Here is a 16,180-nt window from a genome sequence, read left to right as displayed (position 1 = left end):
GGCCGGCGGGCCGAGACGTGCCGCGCGGCCGGCCGCGCGACGCGACATGACAGAGAGGCGGGCGCCGGCAGGGCGGCCCGCGGTTGATTGACTGAATCGTTGAAACGAATCGAACTATGCAGGCTACCGGAGCATTCATGAAAACGCTGTTCTTGCAGGCCCCTTCGTATGACGGCTTCGACGGCGGAGCCGGTTCGCGCTATCAGGCGAAGCGCGAAATCCGTTCCTTCTGGTACCCGACGTGGCTCGCGCAGCCGGCCGCGCTCGTGCCGGGCAGCCGCGTCGTCGACGCGCCGGCCGACGGCCTGTCGGTCGAGGAGACGCTGAAGATCGCCAACGACTACGACCTCGTGATCATCCACACGAGCACGCCGTCGTTCCCGACCGACGCGATGTTCGCGCAGGACCTGAAGAAGATGAAGCCGTCGATGCTGGTCGGCATGGTGGGCGCGAAGGTGATGGTCGATCCGCACAACTCGCTCACGGCGAGCGAGGCAATCGACTTCGTGTGCCGCGAGGAATTCGACTACACCTGCAAGGAAATCGCCGAAGGCAAGCCGTTCCCACAGATCAAGGGCTTGAGCTGGCGCGCGAAGGACGGCTCGATCGAGCACAACGAAGCGCGTCCGATCCTCGAGAACATGGATGAACTGCCGTTCGTCGCGCCCGTCTACAAGCGCGACCTGAAGATCGACAACTACTTCATCGGCTACCTGAACTATCCGTACGTATCGATCTACACGGGCCGCGGCTGCAAGTCGCGCTGCACGTTCTGCCTGTGGCCGCAGACGGTCAGCGGCCATCGCTACCGCACGCGCTCGGTCGAGAACGTGCTCGCGGAAGCGAAGTGGATCCGCGACAACATGCCGGAAGTGAAGGAACTGATGTTCGACGACGACACCTTCACCGACGACTTGCCGCGCGCCGAAGCCATCGCCATCGGCCTGGGCAAGCTCGGCATGACGTGGTCGTGCAACGCGAAGGCGAACGTGCCGTACAAGACGCTGAAGGTCATGAAGGAAAACGGCCTGCGCCTGCTGCTGGTCGGCTTCGAATCCGGCGACGACCAGATCCTCGTGAACATCAAGAAGGGCGTGCGCACCGATTTCGCGCGCCGTTTCAGCGCGGACTGCAAGAAGCTCGGCATCAAGATCCACGGCACCTTCATCCTCGGCCTGCCGGGCGAGACGCAGGACACCATCAAGAAGACGATCGAGTACGCGAAGGAAATCAACCCGCACACGATCCAGGTGTCGCTCGCCGCGCCGTATCCGGGCACGACGCTTTACAAGCAGGCCGTCGAGAACGGCTGGATGGAAGAGAACAAGACCATCAACCTGGTGAGCAAGGAAGGCGTGCAACTGGCGGCGATCGGCTATGCGCACCTGTCGCGCGACGAGATCTATCACCATCTCGAGCAGTTCTATCGCCAGTTCTACTTCCGTCCGTCGAAGATCTGGGAGATCGTCCGCGAGATGCTGACGAGCTGGGACATGATGAAGCGCCGTCTGCGCGAAGGCGTCGAGTTCTTCCGCTTCCTGCGCGCGCACGAGGCCTGATTCGTGACGACGCAGCGGGCGGCGCGGGCGCTGATCTTCACCGCGGACGACTTCGGGCTGCATCCGCGCGTCAACGCGGCGGTCGAGCGCGCGCATCGCGACGGCGTGCTGAACGCCGCGAGCCTGATGGTCGGTGCGCCCGCGGCGCAGGATGCGATCGAACGCGCGCGGCGGCTGCCGTCGCTCGCGGTCGGCCTGCATCTCGTCCTCGCGGACGGGCCGGCCATGCTGCCCGCGCATGAGATACCCGCGCTCGTCGGCCGCGACGGGCGGTTCGGCGACGCGATGGCGAAGGACGGCTGTCGCTTCTTCTTCCTGCCGCACGTGCGTGCGCAACTGCGCCGCGAGATCCGTGCGCAGTTCGACGCGTTCGCGGCGAGCGGCCTGCCGCTCGATCACGTGAACGCGCACAAGCATTTCCACCTGCACCCGACCGTGCTGTCGCTGATCATCGAGATCGGCCGCGACTACGGGCTGCGCGCGGTGCGGCTGCCGTACGAAACGAGCGCGCCCGCGCTGCTCAAGCCGTGGATCGCGCTCGTGCGCGCCCGGCTCGATCGCGCAGGGCTCGCACACAACGACTACGTGGTCGGGATCGAGCATACGGGCGCGATGGACGAGCGCGTGCTGCTCGACGCGCTCGCGGCGCTGCCGCCCGGGGTCGGCGAGATCTACTGTCATCCGGCCGAAGCCGGCGACGGCCCGATCACGCCGACGATGGCCGCTTACCGTCCGGTCGACGAACTGGACGCGCTGCTGTCGCCGCGCGTCGCGGCCGCGCTGAAGGCGGCCGGCGTCGCGACCGGCGGGTTTGCGGACGTGTTCGGCCAGTCCGCGGCGCGGCGCGGCACGCGCGCGTCGCGCGAAGCGGGGGCGCAGCCGTCATGACCAAGTGGATCAAATGGCTCGGCTGGCCGGTCGGCATCGGGATCCTGCTCGCGCTGGGGCTGCACGAAGGCGTCGGCGACGTGTCGCGGATGCTCGAGCGCGCCGGCTTCGCGCTGCTGTGGCTCGTGCCGTTCCACGCGCTGCCGCTGCTGCTCGACGCATATGCGTGGCACCAGCTGCTCGACCGGCGCGCGTCGCTCTCGTTCCTGTGGTGGATCGCGACCGTGCGCGAAGCCGTGAACCGGCTGCTGCCCGTGGTCGGGATCGGCGGCGAGCTGGTCGGGATCCGGATGGCGCGCTGGCAGGTGCCCGACGCGAGCCGCGTGACCGCGTCGGTGATCGTCGAGGTGCTGGTGACGATCGTCGTCCAGTATGCGTTCGCGGCGCTCGGCCTCGTGCTGCTGCTCGCGACCACGCACGACATGGGCGGCGGCACGATCGGCCTTGCGCTGCTGCTGACGCTGCCGCTGCCGGTGCTCGGCGTCGTGCTGATGCGGCGCGGCGGGATCTTCCACGCGATCGAGCGGTTCGCGGGGCGCCTGCTCGGCGATTCGCACCGGCTGCTGCAGGGCGTCGACGGCCGCCGGCTCGATGGCGACATCGACGCGCTGATGTCGCGCACGGAGCTGCTGTTCAGCGCGTTCTTCTGGCAATTGTCGGGCTACGTGCTCGGCGCGCTCGAAATCTACTGGGCGCTCGCGCTGCTCGGTCATCCGGTATCGATCGGCGGCGCGATCGCGATCGAGGCGATGACGCAGGCCGTGCGGCATGCGGCGTTCATGGTGCCGGGCGGCCTCGGCGTGCAGGAGGCGACCGTCGTGCTGCTCGCGCAGATGTTCGGCGTCGATCGCGAGACGGCGCTGTCGCTCGCGCTGGTCAAGCGCGGGCGCGAGGTGCTGTTCGGCTGCCTGGCGCTCGGCTCGTGGCAGCTTGCCGAACTCGTGCGCACGCGCCGCCGCATCCGTGCGGTGCCGGCCGTGCCGCGCGCACCGCACGCGCGCCGCGAGGCCGACACGCAAACTGAAACGACGCATTGAACACGAGACGGGCCGCGCGCCCGTCTCGCGCTTTTGGCGTGGCGCGGGTATCCTTGCCGCGTGTTTTCTCGACGCGTATTTCTTCCGATGATTTTCCGTTTCCGGCTGCTTCCCGTGACGATGCTGGCCGCCGCGCTGGCGCTGACCGGCTGCGACGACAAGCAAGGCAATCTCGACGTGCAACGCATCAGGGATTTTTTCAACGCGATCAAGCCGGCGCCGCTGCTGCTCAAGGGGCTGAAGGCCGGCGTATCGACCGAGGCCGACGTGCGCGGCACGATGGGCAAGCCCGAGACCGAGCGCACCTTCACCGACGGCTCGAAGCGCCTCGAATATCCGCGCGGCCCGATGGGCAACCAGACCTGGTTCGTCGACCTCGACGCGAGCGGGCACTACATGGGCGCGACGCAGGTGCTGACCGCCGAGAACTTCGCGAAGGTGCGCCCCGGGATGAACGAGGACGAGGTGCGGCGCCTGCTCGGCAAGCCGGGCGACATCGCGCAGTACCCGCTGAAGCCCGAGACGGTATGGAGCTGGCGCTGGCTCGAGGACGGCGTCAACACCGACGCGTTCTTCAACGTCCATTTCGGCCCGGACGGGCTTGTCTATACGACTTCGCGCTCCGACATCCTGAAGGGGCGGTGAACCCGTGTGCGGCGCTATATCGAAAAAGCGACCGGAAAATTGCAAAAAGCCCGCTTCCCGGTGTGTTATCCGACTGTCAGGAAGCGGCTTTTTTCCTTTTGAAACAGCAGGCTACGCGTTGCCGGCAAATGATGGGATGAATTGCTGCAACGCAGCAATCGCATGCGAGGTGATTTGAGGCAATCAATTTCGCTTGCGACTATCCGCGTCAGCCCGGCGCGGAACAGATATGTGCGCCGGTGTTCATATCAACACTGGAGACGCGCGTGTTCCTTTACGGCTTTGGTCCCGTCCTCTGGGCCGGCACCGTGCAGACCATCGAGCTGTCGGTGCTGTCGCTCGCCGCTGCGGTGGCGCTGGGGCTGATCGGCGCGGTGGCGAAGCTGTCGCACAACCGGGTGCTGCGAGCGATCGCGACCGGTTATACGACGCTGATCCGCTCGGTGCCCGATCTCGTCCTGATGCTGCTGTTGTTCTACAGCATCCAGATCTGGTTGAACCAGTTCACCGACCTCGTCGGCTGGGACCAGATCGACATCGATCCGTTCGTCGCCGGCGTGCTGACGCTCGGCTTCATCTACGGCGCGTACTTCACCGAGACGTTCCGCGGCGCGTTCCTGTCGGTGCCGCGCGGCCAGCTCGAGGCCGGCGCGGCGTACGGGATGAGCGGGATGCGCGTGTTCGTGCGGATCATGTTTCCGCAGATGATGCGCTTCGCGCTGCCGGGCATCGGCAACAACTGGCAGGTGCTCGTGAAGGCGACCGCGCTGGTGTCGATCATCGGCCTCGCGGACGTCGTGAAGGCCGCGCAGGACGCCGGCAAGAGCACGTTCAACATGTTCTTCTTCATCCTCGTTGCGGCGCTGATCTACCTCGCGATCACGACCGTTTCCAACCTCGTGCTGATCCAGCTCGAGAAGCGTTATTCCATGGGCGTGCGGCACGCAGAACTATGATCGAGATCCTCCAGGAATTCGGCCAGGCGTTCCTTTACTGGGACGGCCAGCGCCTCTCCGGCCTTGCGGTGACGCTGTGGCTGCTCGTCGCGTCGATTTCGCTCGGCTTCGTGTGCGCGGTGCCGCTCGCGGTCGCGCGCGTGTCGAAGAAGAAGTGGCTGTCGATGCCGGTGCGGTTCTACACGTACGTGTTCCGCGGCACGCCGCTCTACGTGCAGCTGCTGCTGATGTACACGGGCATGTACAGCCTCGAGTTCGTGCGTTCGCACTCGCTGCTCGACGCGTTCTTCCGCAGCGGCTTCAACTGCGCGATCCTCGCGTTCGCACTGAACACCTGCGCGTACACGACCGAGATCTTCGCGGGCGCGATTCGCGCGATCCCGCACGGCGAGGTCGAGGCGGCGCGTGCGTACGGGATGTCGCCGTTCACGATGTACCGCCGCGTGATCCTGCCGTCGGCGCTGCGCCGTGCGCTGCCGCTGTACAGCAACGAGGTGATCCTGATGCTGCACGCGACCACCGTGGCGTTCACGGCGACCGTGCCCGACATCCTGAAGGTCGCGCGCGATGCCAATTCCGCGACCTACATGGCGTTCCAGTCGTTCGGGATCGCCGCACTGATCTATCTTGCGGTATCGTTCGCACTCGTCGCGGCGTTTCGCCGGGCGGAGCGCCACTGGCTCGCGTATCTCGCGGCCGGCCGTCATTGATTTCACTTCGAGGAGAGCCAGTTGGCCGAGATCACTCAAACGAGCGCGTCCGCTTCCGTCAAGCTTGCCGCGGTCGATATTCACAAGCGCTATGGCGATAACGAGGTGCTCAAGGGCGTGTCGCTGAACGCGAAGGCCGGCGACGTCATCAGCATCATCGGCGCCAGCGGTTCGGGCAAGAGCACGTTCCTGCGCTGCATCAATTTTCTCGAGCGGCCGAATGCGGGGCAGATCGTCGTCGACGGCGAGGCCGTGCGCACGAAGACCGACCGCGCCGGCGCGCTCGAGGTCGCCGATCACAAGCAGTTGCAGCGCATCCGCACGAAGCTTGCGATGGTGTTCCAGCACTTCAATCTGTGGGCGCACATGAACGTGCTCGAGAACGTGATGGAAGCGCCGGTGCACGTGCTCGGCATTCCGAAGAAGGAAGCCGAGGAGCGTGCGCGCGAGTACCTGGAGAAGGTCGGCCTCGCGCCGCGCGTGGAGAAGCAATATCCGTCGCACCTGTCGGGCGGTCAGCAGCAGCGTGTCGCGATCGCGCGCGCGCTGGCGATGCATCCGGACGTGATGCTGTTCGACGAGCCGACGTCGGCGCTCGACCCGGAACTCGTCGGCGAAGTGCTGAAGGTGATGCAGAAGCTGGCCGAGGAAGGCCGCACGATGATCGTCGTCACGCACGAGATGGGTTTCGCGCGCAACGTGTCGAACCACGTGATGTTCCTGCATCAGGGGCGGACCGAGGAAGAGGGCGATCCGAAGGAGGTGCTGGTGCGCCCGCAGAGCGAGCGTCTGAAGCAGTTCCTGTCGGGCAGCCTCAAGTAACGCGAAGGGCGGGTTTCATACGTGGTACCGGTGTCTCGTCCCGCAGGCGCCACCCGCACGACGCAGGTGGTGATCGTTGCATTGCCGCCCGTGTCGATGTCGGGCGTGGGTCCGATCGTCGATGCGTTGCATCTCGCGAACGAGATCGACGGGCGCTTGCTGTATCGCTGGCAGGTGTGTTCGTGGGACGGGCGGCCGGTGCCGCTCGTGGGCGGTGCGCAGTGGCATGCCGATGCGGCGTTCAACGATGCGATCGCGTGCGACTGGCTGATCGTCGTGTCGGAGCGGTTTCAGCAGTTTGCCGATTATCGGCTGTTTCTCGCGAGTCTCGCGCGGGTCGGGCAGCGCACGCCGGTCGTCACGGGTATTCACCACGGCGTGTGGTGGCTCGCGATGGCCGGGCAGCTTTCCGGATATCGCGTGAGCGTGAACTGGGAGACGTATCAGCAGTTCGCCGAGCAGTTCGAGCGGTCGATCGTCACGCAGCAGATCTTCGAGATCGATCGCGATCGGGCGACCTGTGCAGGTGGGCAAGCCACCGTTGACTTCATGCTGGCCATGATCGGCCGGGAACATGGGGCGGATCTTGCGGAGCGGATCGCCGATGCGCTCGGGGCCGGGACGCTGCGCAGCGGCGAGGAGCGGCAGCGGATTCCTTTTGTCACCGCGCCCGGTGAGCGGCATCCTCGGTTGAATGACGCTCTGCTTTTGATGGAAGCCAATATCGAGGATCCTTTGACGACCGATGAGATCGCCGGGCTCGTTGGCGTTTCACGCCGGCAACTGGAGCGGCTCTTTCGGCAGTATCTCGGGGCGATGCCCTCAAAGTATTACCTCAATCTTCGGTTGCTCAAGGCACGGACGCAGTTGCAGCGGACCAGCAAGTCGGTGGTTCAAGTGAGTCTTGCATGTGGGTTTTCTTCTGCTGCGCATTTTTCTAACGCTTACCGTGAGCGGTTTGGCGTTACGCCTCGGGAAGATCGACGGGCATGGCTCGAGAAGCAGACCGGTGGCGGGAGCGAGCCTCGGGGTGGGGCGCTCGTCGAGCGCGGGAAAGATTGAGGTTTTGTTTGGTGGTGCGCTTTCGTTTGACGTGAAGCACCTGGGGTCGTGTCGGTCTATTAGCGTCGCCCCTGCGCGGGGCGGCGGTTACTTTTCTTTGTCTTGCCAAAGAAAAGTAACCAAAAGAAAGGCGCTCGGATAACGCATGACCTCCCGGTGCCATGGCAACCAGAGTGGCCCTCGCCTAAGTGTCGGCGCCAGTCGGGAACCCGGAGTGGTTCGAGCAATGGTTCTGACGCGCCACATCACCCCACAGAGCGGTATACCGCTCGCTAGCTCCATCCTCGCTACGCTCGGCTGCAAGGTTCTTCAATCGCAATTCATGCGCCTGCGCACCACCTACAAACACCGACTGATCAGTTCCCCCAATCAGTGAAGTGCCCGTTGCACTGCAACGACGATTTCGATTTATTGGATTGATGCGCCACCCGCCACGATTGTGGAAACCAATCGACCGATAGCGTTGCAAAGGGGGGATGTTTGGACCCGTCGGCCGAGCGAAGCGAGGACGGAGCTAGCGGGCGGTATACCGCTCTGTTGGGTGGTGTGGCGGGTCAGAACCATTGCTCGAACCACTCCGGGTTCCCGACTGGCGCCGACACTTAGGCGAGGGCCACTCCGATGGCTACGGCACCGGGAGGTCATGCGTTGTCCGGGCGCCTTTCTTTTGGTTACTTTTCTTTGGCAAGACAAAGAAAAGTAACCGCCGCCCCGCGCAGGGGCGACGCTAATAGACCGACACGACCCCAGGTGCTTCACGAAAACGCGAGCGCACCGCCAGAACCCCCCCAAACCACAGCTCCCACCCGAAAGGGCAAAATATCCCGAAGAAAAGCGCTTCCGATAGAACCCGTCGCAAATCTGCAAGACGCTTGCGCCACCCTTACCTAAACTTGATCCTGTTGAACCCTCTTACGAAACCGAAAGGAACGACCATGACGACCTCGACCGTGACCCGCCAGACATTCGACGAAGTGATGGTGCCGGTATTCTCCCCCGCGCCGTTCGTGCCGGACCGTGCAGAGGGCTCCCGCGTGTGGGACACGGCCGGCCGCGAATACGTGGACTTCGCCTGCGGCATCGCCGTGACGTCGCTGGGCCACGGCCACCCGGAACTGCTGAAGGTCCTGGACGAACAAGGCCGCAAGCTCTGGCACATCGGCAACGGCTACACGAACGAGCCGGTGCTGCGCCTCGCGAAGCGCCTCGAATCGCTGACCTTCGCCGACCGCGCATTCTTCGCGAACTCGGGCGCGGAAGCGAACGAAGCCGCACTGAAACTCGCACGCCGCGTCGCATTCGACCGCCACGGTGCCGACAAGTACGAAATCGTGTCGTTCGTGCAGTCGTTCCACGGCCGCACGTTCTTCACGGTCAGCGTCGGCGGCCAGCCGAAATACTCGGAAGGCTTCGGCCCGGTGCCGGCCGGCATCAAGCACCTGCCGTTCAACGACATCGAAGCCGCGAAGGCCGCGATCGGCCCGCAAACCTGCGCGGTGATCGTCGAGCCGGTGCAGGGCGAAGGCGGCGTGATTCCGGCCGATCCGGCCTTCCTGAAAGCGCTGCGCGAAGCATGCGACGCCCACGACGCACAGCTGATCTTCGACGAAGTGCAAACGGGCGTCGGCCGCACGGGCCAGTTCTACGCCTACATGGACACGGGCGTCACGCCGGACATCCTCACGACCGCGAAGGCGCTCGGCAACGGCTTCCCGATCGGCGCGATGCTGACGACGAACGAACTGGCCGCGTACTTCAAGGTCGGCGTGCACGGCACGACGTACGGCGGCAACCCGCTCGCCTCGGCGATCGCGGACAAGGTCGTCGAACTGATCGGCGACCCGGCCCTGCTCGAAGGCGTGCGCGAACGCAGCGCGCGACTGAAGGGCGCGCTGGAACGCATCAACGCACGCTTCGGCCTCTTCAAGGACATCCGCGGCAAGGGCCTCCTGGTCGGCGCGGAACTCACCGCCGCATTCGACGGCCGCGCGAAGGACTTCGTCACCGCCGCCGCCGACAACGGCCTGATCATGCTGATCGCGGGCCCGAACGTGCTGCGCTTCGTGCCGTCGCTCGTGATTCCGTTCGACCTGCTCGACGAAGGCGTGAAGCGCTTCGAGAAGGCGGTCGAGCAGGTGCTCGCGGCTCAGGAAGCCACCGCGCGCTGATCGGCGCACCCATCGCAGACAGGAACGACGATGCTATTTGTTCGCCCCGGCAAACTCACGGATCTCGATGCGCTCGCGCACATGGCGCGCACCGCGCAGCCGGTCCTGCACTCGCTGCCGCACGACCGCGCCGCGCTCGAAGCGCGCGTGGCGCTCTCCGAGGATTCGTTTCGCGCGGATGTCGACTTCGCCGGCGAGGAGTTCTACCTCTTCGTGCTCGAGGATTCGTCGACGGGCCAACTGCTCGGCACGGCGAGCATCGTGGCCGCGGCCGGCTACTCGGAACCGTTCTACGCGTTCCGCAACGACGCACTGATCCACGCGTCGCGCGAGCTGCACGTGAACCGCAAGATCCACGCGCTCACGATGTCGCACGAGCTGACCGGCAAGAGCCGGCTGGCGGGCTTCTACGTCGATCCGTCGCTGCGCGGCGACGCGGCCGCGCACCTGATCTCGCGTGCGCGGATGATGTACATCGCCGCGAACCGACGCCGCTTCACGCCGGAAGTGTTCACGCTGCTGCTCGGCGTGAGCGACAACACGGGCGCATCGCCGTTCTGGGAAGCGGTGGGCCGCAAGTTCTTCGGCCGCGACTTCACCGACGTCGACATCGCATCGGGCGGCCGCAGCCGCACGTTCATCGCGGAAGTGATGCCGGCCTATCCGCTCTACGTGCCGCTGCTGCCGGAAGCCGCGCAGCGCGTGCTCGGCGAGCCGAACGAAACGGCACTGCTCGCGTATGACATCCATCTCGAGGAAGGCTTCGAACCGGACCGCTTCGTCGACATCTTCGACGCGGGCCCGGTGCTGACCGCGCAGGTCGACCGAACCGCATGCGTGAAGCACGGCGCGGAGCGCACCGTGCGCGAAGCGGCGCGGCAGCAGGGCGATGTCGCGTACATGGTGTCCACCGGCAGCGGCGAATCGTTCCGCTGCGTGCTGGCCGACCTGCCGGGCGGCACGGCCGATGCGCCGCTGGCCGGCGACGCGCGCGCGGCGCTCGATGTGAAGGATGGCGATGTCGTGCGCTGCGTGCCGCTGCACCGCCGCGACGATGAAGACATGAAGGGAGACGCAGCATGATCGTCGTTCGGGTCGTACAAACGGGCGACGTCGACGCGCTCGTGTCGCTCGCGAAGGAAACCGGGCCGGGCCTGACCACGTTCAAGCCCGACCGCGACGCGCTCGCCGCGCGCATCGAGCGCACGCGCCGCACGCTCGAGGGCGAGGCCGCGCCCGGTGAAGCCGGCTACTTCTTCGTGATGGAAGAGTCGAAGACGGGCGACATCGCGGGCGTGTGCGGGATCGAGTCGCAGGTCGGTCTCGAACAGCCGTTCTACAACTATCGCGTGAGCACGGTCGTGCACGCGAGCCAGGAGCTCGGCGTGTGGACGCGGATGTCCGCGCTCAACATTTCGCACGACCTCACGGGCTATGCGGAAGTGTGCTCGCTGTTCCTGAGCCCGCGCTATCGCACGGGCGGCGTGGGCGGCCTGCTGTCGCGCTCGCGCTTCATGTTCATCGCGCAGTTTCGCGAGCGCTTTCCGGAACGCATCTGCGCGGAACTGCGCGGCCACTTCGACGAAGACGGCACGTCGCCGTTCTGGCGCGCGGTCGGTTCGCACTTCTACCAGATCGATTTCAACGCGGCCGATTACCTGAGCTCGCACGGCCGCAAGTCGTTCCTCGCGGAACTGATGCCGCGCTATCCGGTGTACGTCGACCTGCTGCCGCAGGATGCGCAGGACGCGGTCGGCCTCACGCACCGCGACACGCTGCCGGCGCGCAAGATGCTCGAGGCGGAAGGGCTGCGCTACCAGAACCACGTCGACATCTTCGACGCGGGCCCGGTGCTCGAATGCCACGTCAACGACCTGCGCACGGTGCGCGAGAGCGTCGTCGTGCCGGTCGCGATCGGCGTGCCTGACGCACGGGTCGATGCGCCGCGGTCGCTCGTGTCGAACACGTCGCTGAACGATTTCCGCGTCGGCGTCGCGCCGGGCGTGGTCGCGAACGATTCGTTCGTGTTGTCGGCCGACGATGCCGTCGCGCTCGACGTCAAGGCCGGCGATCCGGTGCGCGTGCTGCCGCTCAAAGTCAAACAGGGATAAACGAATCATGACGGAACTCTTCATCGATGGCGCCTGGGTCGCAGGCTCGGGCCCCGTGTTCGCCTCGCGCAACCCCGGCACCGACGCGATCGCATGGCAGGGTGACAGCGCGTCGGCGGCCGACGTCGACCGCGCGGTCGCGAGCGCGCGCCGCGCGTTCGCCGGCTGGTCGGCGCTCGACTTCGAAGCGCGCTGCGCGATCGTCAAGCGCTTCGCGGCGCTGCTCACCGAGCGCAAGGAAGCGATCGCCACCGCAATCGGCCGCGAGACGGGCAAGCCGCTGTGGGAAGCGCGCACCGAAGTCGCGGCGATGGCCGCGAAGGTCGGCATCTCGATCCAGGCCTATCAGGAGCGCACCGGCGAGAAGCGCCAGGACATGGCCGACGGCGTCGCGGTGCTGCGCCATCGTCCGCACGGCGTCGTCGCGGTGTTCGGGCCGTACAACTTCCCCGGCCACTTGCCGAACGGCCATATCGTGCCGGCGCTGATCGCGGGCAACACGGTCGTGTTCAAGCCGTCGGAGCTCGCACCGGGCGTCGCGCGCGCGACGGTCGAGGTGTGGCAGGAAGCCGGGCTGCCGGCCGGCGTGCTGAACCTCGTGCAGGGCGAGAAGGACACGGGCATCGCGCTCGCGAACCATCGGCAGATCGACGGCCTCTTCTTCACCGGCAGCTCGGATACCGGCACGCTGCTGCACAAGCAGTTCGGCGGCCGTCCGGAAATCGTGCTCGCGCTCGAGATGGGCGGCAACAACCCGCTCGTGATCGGCGAAGTCGAGGACATCGACGCGGCCGTGCACCACACGATCCAGTCGGCGTTCCTGTCGGCCGGCCAGCGCTGCACGTGCGCACGCCGCATCTTCGTGCCGCAGGGCACGTTCGGCGACCGCTTCCTCGCACGCTTCGCCGACGTCACGTCGAAGATCACGGCCGACGTGTTCGACGCCGATCCGCAGCCGTTCATGGGCGCGGTGATCTCGGCACGCGCGGCCGCGAAGCTCGTCGACGCGCAGTCGCGCCTGATCGAGCAGGGCGCGAAGCCGATCATCGCGATGACGCAGCGCGATCCGCGCCTGGGTTTCGTGAACGCGTCGATCATCGACGTGACCGGCGTCGCGAGCCTGCCCGACGAGGAGCACTTCGGCCCGCTCGCGCAGATCGTCCGCTACGCGACGTTCGACGAAGCGATCGAGCGCGCGAACGACACGGCGTTCGGCCTGTCCGCCGGCCTGCTCGCGGACGACGCGAACGCATGGACGCACTTCCGCCGCACGATCCGTGCGGGGATCGTCAACTGGAATCGCCCGACCAACGGCGCATCGTCCGCGGCACCGTTCGGCGGCACGGGCCGCTCGGGCAACCATCGTCCGAGCGCGTACTACGCGGCCGACTATTGCGCATATCCGATGGCGTCGGTGGAAAGCACGCAACTGACCTTGCCCGCGAGCCTGTCGCCGGGCCTGCATTTCTGATCGAGGGAACGACGATGAACGCACAAGAAGCCAATTTCGACGGACTCGTCGGCCCGACCCACAACTACGCCGGGCTGTCGTTCGGCAACGTGGCGTCGCTCAACAACGAGAAGTCGGCCGCGAATCCGAAGGCGGCCGCGAAGCAGGGGCTGCGCAAGATGAAGCAACTCGCGGATCTCGGCTTCGCGCAAGGCGTGCTGCCGCCGCAGGAGCGGCCGTCGCTGCGCCTATTGCGCGAGCTGGGCTTCTCCGGCAAGGACGCGGACGTGATCGCGAAGGCCGCGAAGCAGGCGCCCGAACTGCTCGCCGCGGCGAGCTCGGCGTCGGCGATGTGGACCGCGAACGCGGCCACCGTCAGCCCGTCGGCCGACACGAGCGACGGCCGCGTGCACTTCACGCCGGCCAACCTGTGCAGCAAGCTGCATCGCGCGATCGAGCACGAAGCGACGCGCCGCACGCTGTCGACGCTGTTCGCCGATCCCGCGCACTTCGCGGTGCACGAGGCGCTGACGGGCACGCCGGCGCTCGGCGACGAAGGCGCGGCGAACCATACGCGCTTTTGCGCGGAATACGGCCAGCCGGGCGTCGAGTTCTTCGTGTACGGCCGCGCGGAATACCGCCGCGGGCCGGAGCCGAAGCGCTTCCCGGCGCGCCAGACCTTCGAGGCGAGCCGCGCGGTCGCGCATCGCCATGGTCTTGACGAAACGGCGACGGTCTATGCGCAGCAGGATCCGGACGTGATCGATGCGGGCGTGTTCCACAACGACGTGATCTCGGTCGGCAACCGCGACACGCTGTTCACGCACGAGCGCGCGTTCGTCAACAAGCAGGCGATCTACGACACGCTGACGGCCGCGCTCGATGCGCGCGGCGCGCGCCTGAACGTGATCGAGGTGCTCGACGCGGCCGTGAGCGTGAACGACGCGGTCACGTCGTATCTGTTCAACAGCCAGCTGCTGTCGCGCGCGGACGGCTCGCAGGTGCTCGTCGTGCCGCAGGAATGCCGCGAGAACGCGAACGTCGCCGCCTATCTCGACCAGCTCGCGGTCGGCAACGGCCCGATCCGCGACGTGCTCGTGTTCGACCTGCGCGAAAGCATGAAGAACGGCGGCGGCCCCGCGTGCCTGCGCCTGCGCGTCGTGCTGAACGACGCCGAGCGTGCGGCCGTCACGTCGAACGTGTGGATGAACGACACGCTGTTCGCGTCGCTCGACGCGTGGATCGAGAAGCACTACCGCGACCGTCTCGCACCGGAAGACCTCGCCGATCCGACGCTGCTCGACGAATCGCGCACGGCGCTCGACGCGCTCACGCAGATCCTGCGCGTCGGGTCGCTTTATGATTTCCAGCGCTGAGTCCCGCATGTCGGCCGCCGCGCTGCTCGACGACTTCCTCGCGTTCACGCTCGCGGGTGACGCGCCGGACGTGAAGGACGGCGCGTGCGCGGACGGTGCGGTGCGCTGGCAATGGCTCGGCGACGGGCTGCTCGCGCTCGAGCCGGCGGCTGGCGACCATGCCGATGCTTCGGCGCGCGCGAGCGTGCTCGTGTCGGCCGGCGTGCATGGCGACGAGACCGCGCCGATCGAGCTGCTGTCGATGCTCGTGCATGATCTCGCAGCGGGCACGCTGCCGCTCGCGTGCCGGCTGCTCGTCGTGCTCGGCAACGTGCCGGCGATGCGCGCGGGCGAACGCTATCTCGACGACGACCTGAACCGCCTGTTCAGCGGTCGTCACGCGCAAGTGCCGGCGAGCCGCGAAGCGCCGCGCGCGAAGCAGCTCGAAGCGGCCGCCGCCGCGTTCTTCGCGGCCGCGCCGGCGGGCGGTTCGCGCTGGCACGTCGACATGCATACGGCGATCCGCGCCTCGGTGTTCGAGCAGTTCGCGCTGCTGCCGCACACGGGCACGCCGCCGACCCGCGCGATGATCGAATGGCTCGGCGACGCGCGCATCGCCGCCGTGCTGCTGCATACCGCGAAGGGCAACACGTATTCGCACTTCACGGCCGAGCAGTGCGGTGCGCTCGCATGCACGCTGGAGCTCGGCAAGGTGCGGCCGTTCGGCCAGAACGACCTGTCGCGCTTCGCGCCGGCCGACCGTGGGGTGCGCAGGCTCGTGTCGGGCGCCCCTCGCGATGTCGACGCTCGGGGCGGCCATCCGCCGTTGCCGCGCGTGTTCACCGTGATCGACCAGATCACGAAGCAGAGCGACGCGCTCGAGCTGTTCGTCGCGGCCGACGTCGCGAACTTCACCGCGTTCGCGCGAGGCACCGTGCTCGCGCAGGACGGCGACTACCGCTACACGGTGAAGCACGACGAGGAGCGCATCGTGTTCCCGAATCCGACGGTGAAGCCGGGTTTGCGCGCGGGCCTGCTCGTCGTCGACACGACGCGCGACACGCTCGCCGCACTCGTCTGACCCGTGACCGGTTGCGCGCGGCTGCGGTGATCCGCGGCCCGCGCGTCGCCGCGCGGCATCCCCGATTTACGATGACGCCCGCACACGCCGCGCAGACGGCCCGCGCGTCGCGCTTGCGTATTTGCGACATCGTCTTGCAGTTTCGATGGGCCGCCCGGTCGTCGCCGGCGCACGCAGCGCAGCATCGCGCGCCGGCGGCTGCTTTGGCGTATCGGGCCGCGCGGATTGGTACAATCGCGGCCTTGCGGCTGTTGCGCCGCATCAAGGCGCGGCATCGGGATTGTCGTTGTCATCCGACCCTGCAATGATGCATGCGCCCGTAGTTCCGGAACATTC

At 66.8% G+C, this 16,180-nt stretch carries 14 protein-coding genes; all 14 read left to right on the top strand.

Translation table 11 applies throughout. The features are described from left to right. Positions 1-116: 116 nt before the first annotated feature. The 14 genes from hpnJ (at position 117) to astE (ending at position 15,844) form a co-directional block, all read left to right on the top strand. Entirely contained in the window at positions 117-1,559 is a 1,443-nt protein-coding gene (gene hpnJ, locus DIE22_RS29920) for a hopanoid biosynthesis associated radical SAM protein HpnJ (protein ID WP_311767468.1), read from the top strand. Positions 1,560-1,562: 3 nt separating this feature from the next. Next, positions 1,563-2,447, top strand: coding sequence for a hopanoid biosynthesis-associated protein HpnK (gene hpnK, locus DIE22_RS29915; RefSeq protein ID WP_124606682.1), 885 nt, complete (start codon positions 1,563-1,565; stop codon positions 2,445-2,447). Beyond that, positions 2,444-3,484: a lysylphosphatidylglycerol synthase domain-containing protein gene (locus DIE22_RS29910; RefSeq protein WP_124606681.1), complete on the top strand. Its 1,041-nt coding sequence runs from the start codon at positions 2,444-2,446 to the stop codon at positions 3,482-3,484. Before hpnK ends, DIE22_RS29910 begins: the two co-directional genes overlap by 4 nt. An 87-nt stretch (positions 3,485-3,571) precedes the next feature. Further along, positions 3,572-4,129: a hypothetical protein gene (locus tag DIE22_RS29905; protein ID WP_124501494.1), complete on the top strand. Its 558-nt coding sequence runs from the start codon at positions 3,572-3,574 to the stop codon at positions 4,127-4,129. Positions 4,130-4,395: 266 nt separating this feature from the next. Further along, positions 4,396-5,085, top strand: a complete 690-nt coding sequence (locus tag DIE22_RS29900) for an ABC transporter permease (RefSeq protein WP_059523652.1) — start codon at positions 4,396-4,398, stop codon at positions 5,083-5,085. Further along, positions 5,082-5,795 carry an ABC transporter permease gene (locus tag DIE22_RS29895; RefSeq protein WP_059447650.1) on the top strand — a complete coding sequence of 238 codons (714 nt, stop codon included), beginning with the start codon at positions 5,082-5,084 and terminating at the stop codon, positions 5,793-5,795. The genes DIE22_RS29900 and DIE22_RS29895 overlap by 4 nt, the downstream gene beginning before the upstream one ends. A 21-nt stretch (positions 5,796-5,816) precedes the next feature. Continuing rightward, a complete protein-coding gene (locus DIE22_RS29890; protein WP_124501493.1) occupies positions 5,817-6,617 on the top strand; it encodes an ABC transporter ATP-binding protein in 801 nt (266 codons plus the stop codon). A 21-nt stretch (positions 6,618-6,638) separates the two neighbouring features. Next, positions 6,639-7,679: a GlxA family transcriptional regulator gene (locus DIE22_RS29885; RefSeq protein WP_124501492.1), complete on the top strand. Its 1,041-nt coding sequence runs from the start codon at positions 6,639-6,641 to the stop codon at positions 7,677-7,679. A 935-nt stretch (positions 7,680-8,614) separates the two neighbouring features. Next, positions 8,615-9,847, top strand: a complete 1,233-nt coding sequence (locus tag DIE22_RS29875) for an aspartate aminotransferase family protein (RefSeq protein WP_124501490.1) — start codon at positions 8,615-8,617, stop codon at positions 9,845-9,847. A gap of 30 nt (positions 9,848-9,877) precedes the next feature. Next, the gene (gene aruF, locus DIE22_RS29870) at positions 9,878-10,930 is read left to right on the top strand and encodes an arginine/ornithine succinyltransferase subunit alpha (protein ID WP_124606679.1); all 1,053 of its coding nucleotides are present in this window, start codon (positions 9,878-9,880) and stop codon (positions 10,928-10,930) included. Then, the gene (gene astA / locus DIE22_RS29865; RefSeq protein WP_124606678.1) at positions 10,927-11,958 is read left to right on the top strand and encodes an arginine N-succinyltransferase; all 1,032 of its coding nucleotides are present in this window, start codon (positions 10,927-10,929) and stop codon (positions 11,956-11,958) included. Before aruF ends, astA begins: the two co-directional genes overlap by 4 nt. A gap of 7 nt (positions 11,959-11,965) precedes the next feature. Further along, complete coding sequence (gene astD, locus DIE22_RS29860; RefSeq protein WP_124606677.1) at positions 11,966-13,429, top strand: succinylglutamate-semialdehyde dehydrogenase; 1,464 nt, start codon at positions 11,966-11,968, stop codon at positions 13,427-13,429. Positions 13,430-13,443: 14 nt separating this feature from the next. Next, positions 13,444-14,784 (top strand): N-succinylarginine dihydrolase, encoded by a 1,341-nt coding sequence (gene astB, locus DIE22_RS29855; RefSeq protein ID WP_124606676.1) that lies wholly within the window; start codon positions 13,444-13,446, stop codon positions 14,782-14,784. Positions 14,785-14,791: 7 nt separating this feature from the next. Continuing rightward, positions 14,792-15,844, top strand: a complete 1,053-nt coding sequence (gene astE / locus DIE22_RS29850) for a succinylglutamate desuccinylase (RefSeq protein WP_185640712.1) — start codon at positions 14,792-14,794, stop codon at positions 15,842-15,844. The last annotated feature ends 336 nt before the right edge of the window (positions 15,845-16,180 follow it).

The organism is Burkholderia sp. Bp9142, assembly GCF_003853415.1.
Lineage (GTDB): Bacteria > Pseudomonadota > Gammaproteobacteria > Burkholderiales > Burkholderiaceae > Burkholderia.
This window is presented reverse-complemented; position numbering and strand designations above follow the sequence as displayed.